The following is a 15,113-nucleotide window of genomic DNA, read 5'->3' as shown; positions in this document are numbered from 1 at the left end:
GGTACTCTTTTGTACGAGTACCGCCATAAAAATTTCATATTGCCTTACTCGCCTGACGGTGCCGGGCATATCGGGCAGGAACCCGCATCAAAATCTTTCTGGAATGCAGCATCAACCTCCTGCATAAACGTATCCGCGTCTTTTTCTCCCAGCCACACAGAATCCACTTTATACATCAGGTCAAATGCTTCTGCCGGCATATAAGAGGAATTGTAGTATCCAAAATTGCCTTGGTCGATCGCAGTACATGCTTCAGAGATTCCCTGCATAAACATCAATGGAAGACCGGTGAACTGGTTCATATCGATCTCGCTTAATGTTGTCAGAGGCACTGCCCAATAACCAGGCCAGTCATTCGCCATACTTGCGACAAATTCATTGGTCATCATCATGTCTAAGAACTCTGCACATTCATCTTTGTATTCTGTCTTTTCATTAATTGCCAGCAGACCCGTAGCTCCTACTGTATAAACAGCCGGGGTATCTGCATCCGCTGCAGGAAATGCAGTAAATCCAAACAAGTCTTCATCAGCATAATCCATTAAGTTCTGAATAAACTTCATAGGGCCGAAGAAGAACGGCGCTCTTCCTTCCGCGAGCAGTGCGGCAGAATCCGCCCAATCTAAAGACAGGTAGTCTGTACCTAAGTATCCTTTCTGGTACCAGTCTGCAGATGTCTGTATCGCGCCAGTCAAAGCTTCATCCGTCCACGGTGTTGCATCTGTCAATGCTTCATAGACCTTATCCGTTCCGCCGAATGAATTCAGGAAAAGAGAGGTATAGTCTTCATTTGTCTGTTGCCAACCTTTGCTTCCTGTCACAGATGCATACATACCTTTTTCCATTGCTTCATCCATGATCTTTGTAAGCTCATCCACGGTGGTCGGTACTTCCCAGTTATTTTCCTCCAAAACCTCTTTGTTGTATACCATACCAATGACATTCATCCCCATAGGAAGGGAATATAACGAACCATCATATAATCCAGAATCATACATACATCCTAAAATCTTGTCTTCCCATCCGTATTTTTCTGCATATTCATCCAGGTTAGCATATTTGCCGGCCTGAATATAGGTTAATGCAAGAGATGGTGAAGATTCATAGATAATGTCCGGCCCTTCATCGGCAGATAACGCAACTGCCATATCCTTATTAACAGAAGACCGGGACTCAACCGTCAGGTTAAATCCTGGATGTTCCTCATTAAATTTGTCTACCAGATTTTTTGACATAGCTTCCTGCTGCTCCGAAGTAGCTCCCCAGAACCACATGGATAATTCCACTACATCACTATCCTTTTTTCCTTCCTCGCTCCCCTCACTTCCGCAGGCCGTAAGCAATCCCGTACACATAGCCAGAGCCAGCATCACACTTAAAATTCGCTTTTTCATAGTATCACATCCTCCTTTTCTTTTAATAAAACGTTTTATCACGCTCTTTTGCCCTTCTTAACTCGGGTTTTTATAGTATAAATACTATCACCCCCCCCCCTATTTGTCAACAACATTAAATATTTTCAACACTTTTACACATATTTTCATTCTTTTTTTGTATATAATGCCGAATTACAATTCCATTTCCAACATATGATAAATCGTTTTATCTATAAATTATTGAAATATCTGGTCAAATCTATTGCACCTCTCCCCGTTTCCTGTTATAATGTCAAAAAAATATATCTGAAGGAGGCTTTGTTTTGGCTTGTACTATTCGAGACATCGCTCTGGCAGCCGATGTCTCCGTTTCCACTGTTTCATTGGTACTTCGCGGAAAAGAATGCCGCATATCAGAAGAGACAAAATTGCGAGTTCGACAGATTGCCGAGCAGATGCATTATGTTCCCAATCAGGTAGCTGTTTCACTGGTTACAAAAAAAACACATACAATCGGATTGATTTATGCTGACATGCTCAATCCATTTTATTCTGAACTGGCTGTAGGAGTGGAAAGAAATGCGCGTTCCCACGATTACAGCGTTCTAATCTGCAATTGCGATGAACAAGTACAGCGCTGTGTCAGCAATATTGATCTGCTAGAAAGTCGTTGTATTGATGGTTTTATTTTACAACCACCGGAAACAATTAACGCCGTTCCTGGACAGCTTCACGCATTGCAGGAAAAATTAAACAGTTGTCGTATTCCATATATTATTTTAGATCGAGCAATCCATGATATCTTCCATGACTATATTGCCGCAGACCATCAGTTAGGTGGTTCACTTGCTACGGAACACCTCATCCGTCTGGGGCATACACGTATTGGTTGTATTACAGGCTCTCTCTCTGATTACGGTTCTAAGCGCCGCCTCGCAGGTTATAAAGAGGTTCTCTCTTCTCATGGGATACCTTACAATCCTTCGTTTGTTTACGAAGGTTTATATTTGGTTGAAACCGGTTACTACGGAGCTATAGAACTTTTCAAACAAAATGTTACTGCCATATTTGCATTCAGCGACCAAATTGCGCTAGGTGTACAGCGAGCTGCTTTAGAATACAATATTTCTATTCCCGAGGAGCTTTCACTTATAGGATACGATGATAGTTCTATCGCTCATTTGTGTGCGGTTCCTCTGACAACAATCCGCCAGCCCATAGAGCTATTAGGGCGCCGCGCATGTGAGATTTTGATTGATCGGATTGATACTCCCGATCGTCTCCATCAGGATTATCTTTATCCCCCTGCATTAATTCAGCGGAAAAGCTGTGCATTGCCAAGAAGCGCTGACAAAAAATTACTATAGCATCGGTGTACAAGAGACAAACTTCGAACTATACACCTAGAGTCAAACTGTCAAAGGGGCTATCGGTTAATAGATAGCGATGAATAGGGAAGGCAGTGACTTGTCCGAGTCACTGCCTTCCCTAAAATTATCCCTATAAAAGAGAAAAAGATGGCTAACGATAACCATCTTCTCTCCGTTACATGTTATAATGTAACTATGCAAAAACAAGATTATTATAACGAATTTTTTGAATTAGGGCAACAGAAAATGAACTTTAAATTTTATGAATTGAGTTTACCTGACGACGATCCGGTCTTTACCCTAAAAAAAGTAATGGAGGAAATGGATTTTACTGCTTTATTAGCGCAGTATTCAGATAAGGGGAAACGCGGGTTTAACCCAATCATGAAATATGGAGTTCTCACATATGCAAACATGCGGGGGATTCGTGAGATTGACCGCATCGTTGAACTATGTCAAAGAGACCTGGCATTCATCTGGCTGACGCAGGACGAACAGCCAAAACGGGATGCCTTTTATGATTTCATAAATAAAAAGCTGACAGCTGAAATCCTGGATGACCTGAATTATCAATTACTACGACGTTTAAAAAAGGAAGGCCTGATTACGTTAGAATCTCTCTTTATCGACGGAACAAAGATAGAAGCAAATGCAAACCGTTACACTTTTGTGTGGCGAGGAACGCTCAACTATCATCTGGCAGGACTGCTGGAGAGTATTGACTCTCTTTACACAAAGTACAATGTACTATTAGAAGAAAGCGGATATGGCAGAAAATACAAATTAGGAAATGCGCAGATGTTCATTATCGAAGGCATGGACAAAGTGCGTGAAGTAATCGAAAAGAATCGCAGGCGAAAACTTACAAAACATAAAAAACTGTCAAACAATCGTATTCTTGAAATAGACAACTGTTCCCCACTGGACTTGTTAAAATTGCAAAAGAACTTATCGGCGATCGCAGAGGGAGAAGGGATTGCGTTCGTTTATGGAAAAGGCAGGAAAAAGTCCAGGATTCAGCAGCTTTACGAAGAATTAGAAACCTGTGGTAAAAAACTTATGGCATATAAAGAGAGTTTTGAGATTATGGGGAACGACCGTAACAGCTATTCGAAAACAGATTTAGAAGCAACTTTCATGCGAATGAAAGAGGATCACATGATGAATGGCCAGTTAAAACCAGCCTACAATGTTCAGATTGCTGTGGAGAATTACTTTATCATTCATGGTTATGTAAGTAATGACAGAACCGATTACAATCCCCTGATTCCCGTTGTCCAAAAACATATCTATGCATTTGGTGAAACAGTAAAGGAAGTCACTGCAGATAGTGGCTATTGCAGCGAGAAAAACTTACTGTTTCTAAAAGAACACAACATCGAAAGCTATATCAAGCTGCAGGAGCATGAACAAAGAAAGACCCGTGCCTATAAGGAAAACATAGGAAAATACCATAACATGACAATGCAGATATTTGAAGATGAGCATTACTATATCTGTCATGACGGAAGAGAATTAAGACATATCCGCACAGAAGAAAAAGACATGGGCGGCTATACACAGACTCTTGAAGTGTACGGATGTGCCGATTGTAGTGACTGCGAATACAAAGCAAAATGCCTTTACAAATATAACCCGGAAAAAGATGCCGATAAAAATAAGGTTATGAAGATAAATGAACGTTGGGAAGAATTAAAAGAACACTCTCATGCAAATATCCAGAGTGAGAAAGGGATTCTAAATCGTCAGATACGTTCGATTCAAACGGAAGGACACTTTGGAGACATCAAGGAAAATGATGGCTTTCGACGATTCCATCATCGTTCAGCAGAAAAAGTGTATAAAGAGTTTATGCTCTATGCGATTGGTAGAAATATGAATAAATACCATCGATTCCAATGCAATAAGCTCAAGAAATTTGAAGGGAAAAAGGAAGAAAACGCAGCATAATGAAAAGCGCGACAATTCGATAGACACCCTTTATTTTGTGCGTTCAAAAATACTTATGAATCTTAGAAATAGAGATACCCCGCAAAATATGCCAGTGCCGTAAGGCACGCATTCCTGCGGGATACCTCTATTTCTTTTTATAATCGGTCGAAATCGGCATTAACCGATTTCCCCTTTTTCTGCACCAATTACCTACCACTATAATCTTTCCATAATCTTCTTAATAATAATCTCGTCCGCTGGAAGCCACCGGACAGAATCTAGTGTTTCCTTCGTTAACCACTGAGCAGCTTCTGCTTCTCTAAGCTCTAGATTTCCCTTTATAATCTTTGCCCAGAAGCAATCCATAGAAAGATGAAATGTAGGATACTCATATTCAATTGTATCAATCAACTCTCCAACCTCAATGTTCACATTCAGTTCTTCTTTTATCTCCCTTGCCAATGCCTGCTGCGGTGTCTCTCCTTCTTCTATTTTCCCGCCAGGAAATTCCCACTGCCCTTTAAACTCTCCATACCCTCTCGCATTCGCAAATACTTTATCTTGCTCACGGATTACTGCCGCTACCACTCTAATTCTCTTCAAGTCTATTTACTCCTACTCTTTTAAAAACTTCTTCGATTCTATCCATATCTACTGTTGGTGGAATAAAAACAATAAAGCCATCCCGCCCTCTTGTAAGCAACACCCTGTAGCTATTTATCCTATACTCTTTTTCCTCCTGTGTAACACCAGATGGAATCCACCTAGTGCCATCCCATCTAATATCATTCCCCCATCCGATAATAGCCATATCCACTTCAAGTCCTTGACAATCAAATTCAGAGATTGTCACATGTAATGCACATGCGGATGCCGGATTTGATGGCTCTTTGTTAAACCAAGTTGCAACATCTGCTTTAAATTTAGGTTTCATTCCATATACATCAAGATTTTTGCTCTTAGAAGAAGCCATCAAGCCATACCTCTTATTGTCATACATAGAGTATCTATCCCGACAATATTTCTTAGCCACCTCCAGTTTTCTTGTATAATACATATCAAATCCACTAGAAAGAATATCTTTCGCTTTAGCCGCTGCTACAGAAAGATTTCCATCAATAAAAGCATTTACAAAATTACTTACCTCACCAGCAGTGTGCGTCCTTAATGACTGATTGAGATTAAGTACACTGTAAGTCTGTACTGGAATTGTAAAACTACTAGCCAATTTATTTGGACATACAATCTGCCAATCGTTTCTTGTCTTTCCAATCGCTGTATTCCACTGGACAAGTCCTGAATTTTCCCCGTTATAAATCTCTTGTCCTTCTCCTACTAGAATCAGAAGCACACACCAATTTAGCTTTGTATCACATAATTCTACTATCACATCCGGTTCAGATTTATAAATCCTACGCTTTGACCGCATCTGTTCTACATTCCAAGCTCTTTGTCCTTCATCAAATACTATCACATTTTTTTCAAATGCATTCATCTTTCCTGATATAAATTCATTTACGATAGTATGTACATTTTTCACAAACACCTTACTATTAAGGGCATCTTGAAGTACTCTAATAAGAGAGCTATTTCCAGACAGATAAACGGAATTCGCATATGTATTTGATTCACATATGTCATAGACATATTGTAACCCAAGATATGTTTTCCCCGCACCTGGCACTCCTGTGACAAAAGCAAGTACATGTTTTCTATTTTCCTGTGCATCCCTGGCTATCTCTGTTAAGCATTGAATTGCCTGCGGAATAACGGTACTATTCACCCTACGAATACTCGGAAGTTCTTCTTGCTTCATAAAAGCACGTGCTGCCTCCACAATGGTAGGCAATGGTTCATATTTTGAATCCATCCAAGCTTGTGCATTACATGGCGTAATACCTTCAACCATAACTTGATTCATAAGTTCATAAAGCCAGCCCTTACTGCAAAGCATGATTCCATGATACTGCTCTGGTCTCTGTGTACGTATTCCTGTCAACATCAGAATAGGGATGACCTTCTTATCGCGAGATTCAAAATGATACTCTCTTAAGTCTCTAGCATACGCTTTCACTTGGTCCATATCGGCAGGACGAACTACTCCATACTGCTTAAATTCTAGAATGATCACATATTCCTTACTTAAGAGAATAACATCAGGGCGTCTTCCTGATTCAAATGGAAGCCCATACTCAAAGATAATCTGCAAACCAGGATGCATAGTATTCACCGCTGGTAATTCTTTCTGAAGTACATCAAAGCAGTCTTCCCAAGCCCGAATCTGGGCCTCCCCCAACGGCATAGAATAGGACGCTTGAAAGGAAGCTTTCATTGTTTTCAACCACTTTATTTTATCTTCTTCAAGAAATTTTCCAACAGTTCCATAATAACAGCATCTTGATTTATTCTTCAGAATGTCCACTCTTCCTGAAGCGGGAATACTAGGTGAATGATTAGCGCCACATAGACTTTGTGCAAGTGCCAATACAGCCGGTGTATTTTTGCCATGCCAACACATCTTATTTGGATTCCACCATATTCTTAATGCTTTCATCTGGGTGCGAATTTCCTCTGAAGGTTTCCCGTCAAAATATAGTTCAATTTCATTGCCAATATGCTTAAAATATGTCATAAACGTCATCTTCCTTTTTCAACAGAGCAACTAGCTCATTGACATATGTATAATGTATAAATTTTCATCTAACTTAAAAATAATATACCTCATTATCGGAATAATAGCAACGCTATCGAAGCATGGAAAGATATGCTCTGGTGAGTATACAACTAAATATAAGGTTGAAAATTCATTTGGAAATTTCATTGTCAGACAGATTATTTTTAATTTATGGGAGTTGGTGAAAAATAAGAATATGTCTATAATGAATTTTGGTTAGTAAAAGCTAACTTATTTTATTAAGAAGCGAGGAAATTTCTATGGCAAAAAAAGAAAACCAGAAATGCAAACCCAAAAAAGGGCTGCCACGCCTTATGGAGTTGGCAATGACGCAAAAAGCGCCTATGATTGGAGGAATGATTTTCTCAGCACTGTCAGCTGCCGCCTCATTTTTACCCTATCTGGCTATTTACTTTATTATTCAGGAAATCACCCATATCTATCCGCACTTTGAACAATTAGAGGTTTCAGCCGTTTTAAGATATGGAGGATTCGCTTTGGGCGGTGTTCTTCTGAATGTTTTATTTTATACGATTTCTGCAGCGCTCTCCCATATTGCAGCCTATGGAACGTTGTATCAATGTAAAATCAGCTATATTTCCCATATTACAAAGCTTCCCCTGGGATACCATTTAAAAATGGGAAGCGGAAAACTGCGTAAAATTATGGACGATAATATTGAAAGCCTGGAAAGCTTTATTGCCCATGCTCTTCCTAATATGGTGTCCGCCTTTGTAGCTCCTGTAATTATGTTGATACTGGTGTTTGCGGTAGATTGGCGGTTTGGTCTGGCAGCTTTTGCAGGTATTCTTGTTTCTTTCTTAGTATATGGTGTAACATCTGGCGGAAACAAGACGCAAAAATTGATGGAGGACTATCAGGCTTCGCTGGAAGATATGAGCAATGCTTCTGTGGAATATGTACGGGGAATCGCTGTGGTGAAGGCATTTCAGCAAACAGCCTTTTCCTTTAAGCGACTACATAGTTCTATTAAGAATTATACAAAAACAGTAATCCCTTATTCCTTAAGCCAGGAATTAATGACTGCAGCCTTTACCGCAGCTTTGAATGGAATCTATTTGTTTATTATCCCGACAGGCATCTGGATTGGAAGCTCTACGGATGACTATGAGGCATTTATTGCTCCTTTTATCTTCTATTTGATTTTTGTGCCTGCGATTGCATCTATTTTAATGAAAGTATTATATGCGTCTGTAAACGCTATGCAAGTTGGAAATGCAGTAGAACGTATGGATCAAGTGCTGGCAGAGCCTGAAATTATGGAAAAGGAAACATCCATAAAACCAAGTACATACGATGTGGTTTATGATCATGTGACATTTTCCTATACGGAAGATGAAACCAATGCTGCTCTTAAGTCTGTATCCTTTACCGCACCTCAAGGAAAAGTTACTGCTATTGTAGGGCCTTCTGGCGGAGGTAAAAGCACGATTGCCAGCTTGCTTCCCCGTTTTTATGACGTAGAACAAGGGGCCATTCGTATCGGTGGACTGGATATTCGTGATATGCGTACAAAAGATTTAATGGACACAGTGAGTTTCGTATTCCAGGACAATTTTCTATTTAAACAAAGTATTCTTGAAAATATCCGTATGGGACGGCCAAATGCAGATGAAAAAGAAGTCGTTGCTGCCGCTAAAGCTGCACAGTGCCATGCATTTATATCAGATCTTCCAGAAGGTTATCATACGATCTTTGGAAAAGGTGGTATAAAATTATCCGGAGGACAAATTCAACGGATAGCCATCGCACGTGCTATTATAAAAAATGCTCCTATCCTGGTATTGGATGAAGCGACGTCTTTTAGCGATCCAGAGAATGAACGCTTGATTCAACAGGCTCTCGTAGAGCTGATGAAAGACAAAACGGTCATTATGATTGCCCACCGGCTTTCTACAGTTCAAAATGCGGATCAAATTTTGGTAATGGATCAGGGACAGCTGGTACAGTCCGGCAGTCACAAAGAGTTACTATCTAAAAACGGACGTTATCAAGACTTGTGGAATAACTATACGAAATCCTTGAAATGGAAATTTAACGCAGGAAAGGAGGCATAATCATGTTCCATTTAAAAGAAATGTTCCAACTCTCTAAACGTGGTGCAGAGGATTTAAAAAGAGGTATTTTTGCCTGTACTCTGACAAATCTTTCTCTTATGCTGTCGGTAGTAGTTACGGTTCAAATTTTTCTGGAGGTTTTAAAGCCGCTGATCGGAGAAGCGGTTTCATGGAGTAAAATGTGGCTTTTCTTTGGAGCCGGTATTCTGGCAGTGATCATACATTTTTTATGTAGTAAAAACGATTATAGAAAGACATATGTATCCTGCTATACAGCAGCAGAGGAGTCTCGTATCCATATTGCAGAAATGGTTCGAAAATTTCCTATGCGTGTATTTAACGATAAAGATTTAACAGAACTGACAACAAATATGATGGCGGACTGTGCAAGTATTGAACATTCCATGAGTCATATTGTACCGCCATTGATGGCCAATGCTGTTTCCTGTACACTCATATGTATTTGTGTGATGCTCTTTGATTGGCGTATGGGGCTTTCCATCTTCTGTACTTTGCCATTGTCTTTCTTCATTATTTGGGGAAGCCGGAAGCTTCAAGAACAGGGAAGCCTAAAGCAGGTAACGGCAAAGCTTAAAGCGTCCGAAGAAGAACAAGAGTATTTAGATGGTATTCGTATTATTAAATCTTGTCATTTAGACGGAGAAAAATTCTCTCAAATAAATGACGCATTAAAAGAACTGAAACAGGAATCTATTCATATGGAGCTGGGAACCAGTATATTTATTTCCATAGCACAGTTTGTATTACAGGCTGGAATCGGTATTACGGTTTTTGTAGGAGTTCATTTGCTTACAGGCGGAAGCATTACGGTTTTGCCATTGCTGTTATCTTTCGTGATTGTTTGCCGTATATACGGCCCAATTTTGACAATTCTTACCCTTCTTCCCATGCTGTTTCATACGTTGGTATCGACGCAGAGAATGAGAGAATTGGCAAGTATTCCAGTCATGACCGGACGCACAGACGTACCAATCCAAAATCATACTATTACTTTTGAGGGTGTAAGTTTTGCTTACAATAAAGAACCTGTGTTAAAAAATATAAACGCAATTATCCCAGAAGGAAAAATCACAGCTCTGGTAGGGCCTTCCGGCAGTGGTAAAACTACTATGTCAAGACTAATCGCCCGATTTTGGGATGTAAACAGCGGCATGATCAAGGTAGGAAACGTGGATATAAAAACACTGGATCCCGAATACCTGATGGGAATGATGTCTTTTGTATTTCAAGATGTTACATTGTTCAATGACACAGTTTGGAATAATATAAAAATCGGAAATTTATCTGCAACAGACGAACAGATTCTTGCGGCGGCAAAAGCCGCCTGCTGTGATGCTTTTATCCAAAGACTGCCTGATGGATATAATACAATATTAGGTGAAAATGGCAGCACTCTCTCTGGCGGAGAACGGCAGAGGCTTTCCATTGCCCGCGCACTGTTAAAGGATGCGCCGATTATTTTGTTAGATGAAGTCACCGCCTCCTTAGATCCAGAAAATGAAGTTCTGATTCAAAATGCTATTTCTAATTTAATTAAGGGAAAAACGGTATTCGTAATTGCGCACAGGCTTCGTACGATCGTAGATGCGGATCAGATATTTGTTTTAAATGATGGAAAAATTGAAGAAAGCGGAACACATACACAGCTGCTTGAAAAACATGGTTTATACCATCATCTATATCAGATTCAGTCGGAAAGTCAGGAATGGGCAGTTTAAACTCAATGTCAGCAGGATTGTTTTTGCTCTGCGGAGTAGAAAAAGGCAGTCAATAATGATATGCTAAGAAAGTTAGAAAAAGCTAACTCAAACAAACGGAGGTGATTATTTGGAACCTGCTGCTATTCTTCCCACTTATATGAATGAATTAAAAATGCAGAATAACATACGAGTACTGACACATACGTCTGATCGAATTGTCTATCAGATAGATTGCATTGACGGCTCCGGCACAGTGGAAGTATTCACACTCTTTCCAGGCGTAGTATTGCAGTTCCACAGCTTTCACTGTAAATCCTTTCATTTGGCAGAAAGTAAAGAAATAGGGAACAGCTTAAAAATCAACTTTTGCTTAGAAGGACGTATGGAAGTGCGAATGTCGGATAATATGTTTCTGTTCATGGAACCAGGAAATTTAAGTATTGATACGCGGAAAGCTCAAGATCGTTTCCAATTTCCCTGCGGGCATTATCATGGAGTAGAGCTTTTGTTCCATTCCTCTGCATTAAGTACAGAAGCGCCGAAAATACTAGAAGATTTTGGACTGACCGTAAAACAGGTACAGACGCGGTTTTGCAGAGATTCAAAAAATTATGTTGTTCGCGCAGACGAAAAATTCCGGCAGCTTTTTGAAGCAATGCAAACTGCGCCCGCCGAGTGTAAAATTCCTTATCTTCAATTAAAGCTCATGGAGCTTCTCCTATTGCTTAGCGCTTCAGAAATGCCCAAAAAGAGTGACGAAAGCTCCGTTATGACAATGGGGCAGGTACAGATTGCTAAACAGGCTATGGAAATCATCAGCGCTGATTTGAGTAAACACTATTCCATTGAAAGTCTGGCCTCCTCTTTTGGCATCAGCCCGTCTTCTTTGAAAAACTATTTTAAAGGCGTATATGGAAAAAATATCTCTGCTTGGTTGCGAGAAAGCAGAATGGCCACAGCTTCTCTGGCTCTGCGGGAAAGTAATCAGCCTGTGGCCGAAATCGCAGCAAACGTCGGATATGAAAACGCAAGCAAATTTTCTGCGGCATTTAAAAATTTTTTAGGGGAAACCCCATTAGAATATCGGCGGCAGAGCCGGTGTGGAATGTGACCTCACGTACGCTTGTCACGCTGAGGTTATGAGCAGGCAGCAATGCGGATTGCGAATGTCCGTAATTCTATCTTTTTGGAGGTACATAAAATGAACGAAAAAAACAACACCCAAAAATCTAAGCGGCTGGTATCCGCAGGGGTATTTATCGCCTTGTATTTCGTAGTATTTGTGATTATCGGTATGTGTTGTATGCCAATACCGCCCCTTTATCTTTGTATGTCTAGTTTTATTGCTCTTGCAGCAGCGCCAGTCTATTTCATGCTGCTGGCAAAAGCTCCTGTGCACGGCCCGATTTTCATTGCCGCTGTTCTTCCCTGCTTATTCCTTTTGCTTCAGGGAAATATTTGGATAGTAGCAGTTACTGGCGCGGTAGCCGGAATTCTGGCTGAACTAATTGCAGGAATTGGGAAATTCAAAAATAACAAGCTGAACGCTTTAAGCTATGTAGTTTTTTCTCAAAATTTGCTGGGAGGATTCCTTCCCATTTGGATGATGCGGGATTACTATTTTGCAGATACGCTGGAACGTGGTATGAGCGCCGATTTTTGTAATACTCTGGAAGCGATGACGCCGATTTGGGTATTATTACTTATGATTATCGGGACAATTATTTTTGCGCTTATCGGTTGTGTAATTGGTAAAAAAATGTTTAAAAAACACTTTGAGAAAGCTGGAATGATATGATGAAAAAACGAGAAGTAAAATTTGATCTGCGTACAAAGATGATGCTGATATTGGTTGTGAATCTTTTTTTACTTCTCAGCCACTCTCTGATCTTTGAATTCGTTTTAGTATTGGGGTGCTTGTCTCTAATTACAATAGACGGTCAATGCAAGAGCGCCTTCCATTTCCTCATCATATTTTTCATTATGTTGAGTATCGACCAACTATTCACACCTTATATGAGTGGATTTTTCTTTACTTTGGTATCCTTTATCACAGTAGCACTGCGGAAATTTCTGCCTTGTTTTATTTTAGGAAAGTGGATTTTAACAAAGACAGAAGTCAGTGAATTTGTTGCAGTGATGTGGAAGCTTCGGTTTCCGCAAGCTGCAATTATTCCTCTGTCCGTTGTGTTTCGCTATTTTCCCACAATCAAGGAAGAATGGGCTTCTATCCGCGCAGCAATGAAAATGCGGGGCATTCATATATCTCTGGAACATGTGATGGTACCACTGTTGATGTCCGCAGTCAATGTCAGCGAGGAACTCTCAGCCGCAGCTCTCTGTCGTGGATTGGATAATCCCGAAAGGCACAGCAGTTTGGTCAGAGTACGTTTCCATCGTGCAGATGTATTTGTATGGGCAGTGACCGGCATTTTAGCAGTCACCGCAATCATTCTAAAGGGGGAAGGAATATTATGATTTCTCTTCAAAATGTTTCCTATTCTTATCAGGAGAATAAAGGAACAAAAAGTCTGGATTCCGTCAGCTTAGACATTCGAGACGGAGAATGTATACTGCTCTGCGGAAAAAGCGGCTGTGGAAAAACAACCATGACACGCCTGCTCAATGGCATGATTCCAAATTTTTATGAAGGAGAGATACATGGAACCGTTCTGTTAGATGGGAAAAATTTGTCAGAGATGCCTATGTATGAAATTTCCAAACAGGTAGGCAGTGTTTTTCAAAATCCAAGAACACAGTTTTATACGGTAAATACAACAAGTGAAATTGCTTTTGGCTGTGAAAATCTGGGCATGGAGCCTGAAAGAATAGAAGCACGCATAGAACAAACCGCAAAAGAATTAAAAATCGAACCTCTTTTGAACCGAAATATTTTTCATTTATCCGGAGGAGAAAAACAGATCATCGCCTTCGCAAGTATTTATGCGATGTCTCCGCAGATTTATGTACTTGACGAGCCTTCTTCAAATCTGGATGTTCAGACAATTGAAAAGATCCGTAAAATTTTAACATTGCTCAAGCAGCAGGGAAAAACAATTATTGTTGCAGAGCATCGCATCTATTATCTAAAAGATTTGGCAGATCGGGCAATCTATATGGAGGAGGGGAAAATTGTCCGCGAGTATTCTATGCCCGAATTGTCTCGTTTATCCAGAAACGAACAGCTTCACAGCGGAATCAGGACGGTAGATTTATTTTCATACCCTGTTTCATATCGGTCTGTATCTCCGGAACAGCATACCATTTGTCTAAAAGATATTCATTGCTTTTATGGACAGACCGAAATTCTGACCATTCCCGATCTTACTATTTCATCGGGGCGTATCACAGCAATTATCGGTACAAACGGGGCAGGCAAGTCTACCTTTGTTTCTTGTTTATGCGGACTTTTAAAAAAGATGACAGGTACATTTCTTCTGGACGCCAAAAAACAAAGCAAACAAAAACGGATACAAAAAAGCTATCTGGTTATGCAGGAAGTAAATCATCAGCTTTTTTCAGACAGCGTTCAAGAAGAAATTGTCTTAGGCAAGAAAAGTCCGGAAGAAAAAAATCTGGAAACGATTATGAAATCGCTGGACATTCAGGAACTTTCCGAGCGTCACCCTATGACCTTATCCGGTGGTCAGAAGCAGAGGGTAATTATCGCTTCTGCACTTGTCTGTGGAAAAAAGCTTTTATATTTTGATGAACCGACATCAGGTCTTGACTTCAGTCACATGATAAAATCATGCGAGCTTTTAGAAAGTCTCCGTAAAGAAGACGTCTTTCTTTTTATTATAACGCATGACTATGAACTGATTGCGTCTGTCTGTGACAGTATCATTCATATGGAAGACGGACGGGTACAGGAACAGTATGCATTAGACGATTCCGGTATAAAAAAGCTGCGGGCATTCTTCTCTTGTATGGATAAAGCCTGAGGTACTGTTCCATTAATA

The 15,113-nt window shown here is 40.2% G+C and carries 11 protein-coding genes; 8 read left to right on the top strand and 3 right to left on the bottom strand.

Features of this window, described 5'->3' with window-relative positions; genetic code table 11:
- Positions 1–44: 44 nt before the first annotated feature.
- The gene (locus ACZ5C4_RS08895; RefSeq protein WP_464520689.1) at positions 45–1,394 is read right to left on the bottom strand and encodes an ABC transporter substrate-binding protein; all 1,350 of its coding nucleotides are present in this window, start codon (positions 1,392–1,394) and stop codon (positions 45–47) included.
- A 305-nt stretch (positions 1,395–1,699) separates the two neighbouring features.
- Between ACZ5C4_RS08895 and ACZ5C4_RS08890 the strand changes: the two genes are divergently transcribed.
- Positions 1,700–2,743, top strand: coding sequence for a LacI family DNA-binding transcriptional regulator (locus ACZ5C4_RS08890; protein ID WP_464520688.1), 1,044 nt, complete (start codon positions 1,700–1,702; stop codon positions 2,741–2,743).
- Positions 2,744–2,941: 198 nt separating this feature from the next.
- Positions 2,942–4,696 (top strand): IS1182 family transposase, encoded by a 1,755-nt coding sequence (locus ACZ5C4_RS08885; RefSeq protein ID WP_464522314.1) that lies wholly within the window; start codon positions 2,942–2,944, stop codon positions 4,694–4,696.
- Positions 4,697–4,894: 198 nt separating this feature from the next.
- Here ACZ5C4_RS08885 and ACZ5C4_RS08880 read toward each other — a convergent pair whose 3' ends face one another.
- Both ACZ5C4_RS08880 and ACZ5C4_RS08875 read right to left on the bottom strand, forming a co-directional pair.
- Entirely contained in the window at positions 4,895–5,281 is a 387-nt protein-coding gene (locus tag ACZ5C4_RS08880) for a (deoxy)nucleoside triphosphate pyrophosphohydrolase (RefSeq protein ID WP_464520687.1), read from the bottom strand.
- Complete coding sequence (locus ACZ5C4_RS08875) at positions 5,268–7,310, bottom strand: DNA/RNA helicase domain-containing protein (RefSeq protein WP_464520686.1); 2,043 nt, start codon at positions 7,308–7,310, stop codon at positions 5,268–5,270. Before ACZ5C4_RS08875 ends, ACZ5C4_RS08880 begins: the two co-directional genes overlap by 14 nt.
- Before the next feature lie 302 nt (positions 7,311–7,612).
- Between ACZ5C4_RS08875 and ACZ5C4_RS08870 the strand changes: the two genes are divergently transcribed.
- The 6 genes from ACZ5C4_RS08870 (at position 7,613) to ACZ5C4_RS08845 (ending at position 15,095) form a co-directional block, all read left to right on the top strand.
- A complete protein-coding gene (locus ACZ5C4_RS08870; RefSeq protein WP_464520685.1) occupies positions 7,613–9,430 on the top strand; it encodes an ABC transporter ATP-binding protein in 1,818 nt (605 codons plus the stop codon).
- Positions 9,431–9,432: 2 nt separating this feature from the next.
- Positions 9,433–11,169 (top strand): ABC transporter ATP-binding protein, encoded by a 1,737-nt coding sequence (locus tag ACZ5C4_RS08865; RefSeq protein ID WP_464520684.1) that lies wholly within the window; start codon positions 9,433–9,435, stop codon positions 11,167–11,169.
- 109 nt (positions 11,170–11,278) lie between these two features.
- The gene (locus ACZ5C4_RS08860) at positions 11,279–12,262 is read left to right on the top strand and encodes a helix-turn-helix domain-containing protein (protein ID WP_464520683.1); all 984 of its coding nucleotides are present in this window, start codon (positions 11,279–11,281) and stop codon (positions 12,260–12,262) included.
- Positions 12,263–12,352: 90 nt separating this feature from the next.
- Entirely contained in the window at positions 12,353–12,949 is a 597-nt protein-coding gene (locus tag ACZ5C4_RS08855; protein ID WP_464520682.1) for an MptD family putative ECF transporter S component, read from the top strand.
- On the top strand, positions 12,946–13,629 hold the full coding sequence (locus ACZ5C4_RS08850; RefSeq protein ID WP_464520681.1) for an energy-coupling factor transporter transmembrane component T: 684 nt from the start codon (positions 12,946–12,948) through the stop codon (positions 13,627–13,629). Before ACZ5C4_RS08855 ends, ACZ5C4_RS08850 begins: the two co-directional genes overlap by 4 nt.
- Positions 13,626–15,095: an ABC transporter ATP-binding protein gene (locus ACZ5C4_RS08845; protein WP_464520680.1), complete on the top strand. Its 1,470-nt coding sequence runs from the start codon at positions 13,626–13,628 to the stop codon at positions 15,093–15,095. Before ACZ5C4_RS08850 ends, ACZ5C4_RS08845 begins: the two co-directional genes overlap by 4 nt.
- The last annotated feature ends 18 nt before the right edge of the window (positions 15,096–15,113 follow it).

The organism is Mediterraneibacter flintii, from assembly GCF_055387595.1.
The sequence above is the reverse complement of the archived record's forward strand: the minus strand, read 5'-3'. Positions and strand labels throughout refer to the sequence as shown.

Bases quoted from the DNA above. Each gene is read 5' to 3' on its own strand.
- ACZ5C4_RS08865 (WP_464520684.1), top strand. From the start codon at position 9,433: ATGTTCCATTTAAAAGAAATGTTCCAACTCTCTAAACGTGGTGCAGAG.
- ACZ5C4_RS08850 (WP_464520681.1), top strand. From the start codon at position 12,946: ATGATGAAAAAACGAGAAGTAAAATTTGATCTGCGTACAAAGATGATG.
- ACZ5C4_RS08855 (WP_464520682.1), top strand. From the start codon at position 12,353: ATGAACGAAAAAAACAACACCCAAAAATCTAAGCGGCTGGTATCCGCA.
- ACZ5C4_RS08885 (WP_464522314.1), top strand. From the start codon at position 2,942: ATGCAAAAACAAGATTATTATAACGAATTTTTTGAATTAGGGCAACAG.
- ACZ5C4_RS08875 (WP_464520686.1), bottom strand. From the start codon at position 7,310: ATGACATATTTTAAGCATATTGGCAATGAAATTGAACTATATTTTGAC.
- ACZ5C4_RS08895 (WP_464520689.1), bottom strand. From the start codon at position 1,394: ATGAAAAAGCGAATTTTAAGTGTGATGCTGGCTCTGGCTATGTGTACG.
- ACZ5C4_RS08845 (WP_464520680.1), top strand. From the start codon at position 13,626: ATGATTTCTCTTCAAAATGTTTCCTATTCTTATCAGGAGAATAAAGGA.
- ACZ5C4_RS08870 (WP_464520685.1), top strand. From the start codon at position 7,613: ATGGCAAAAAAAGAAAACCAGAAATGCAAACCCAAAAAAGGGCTGCCA.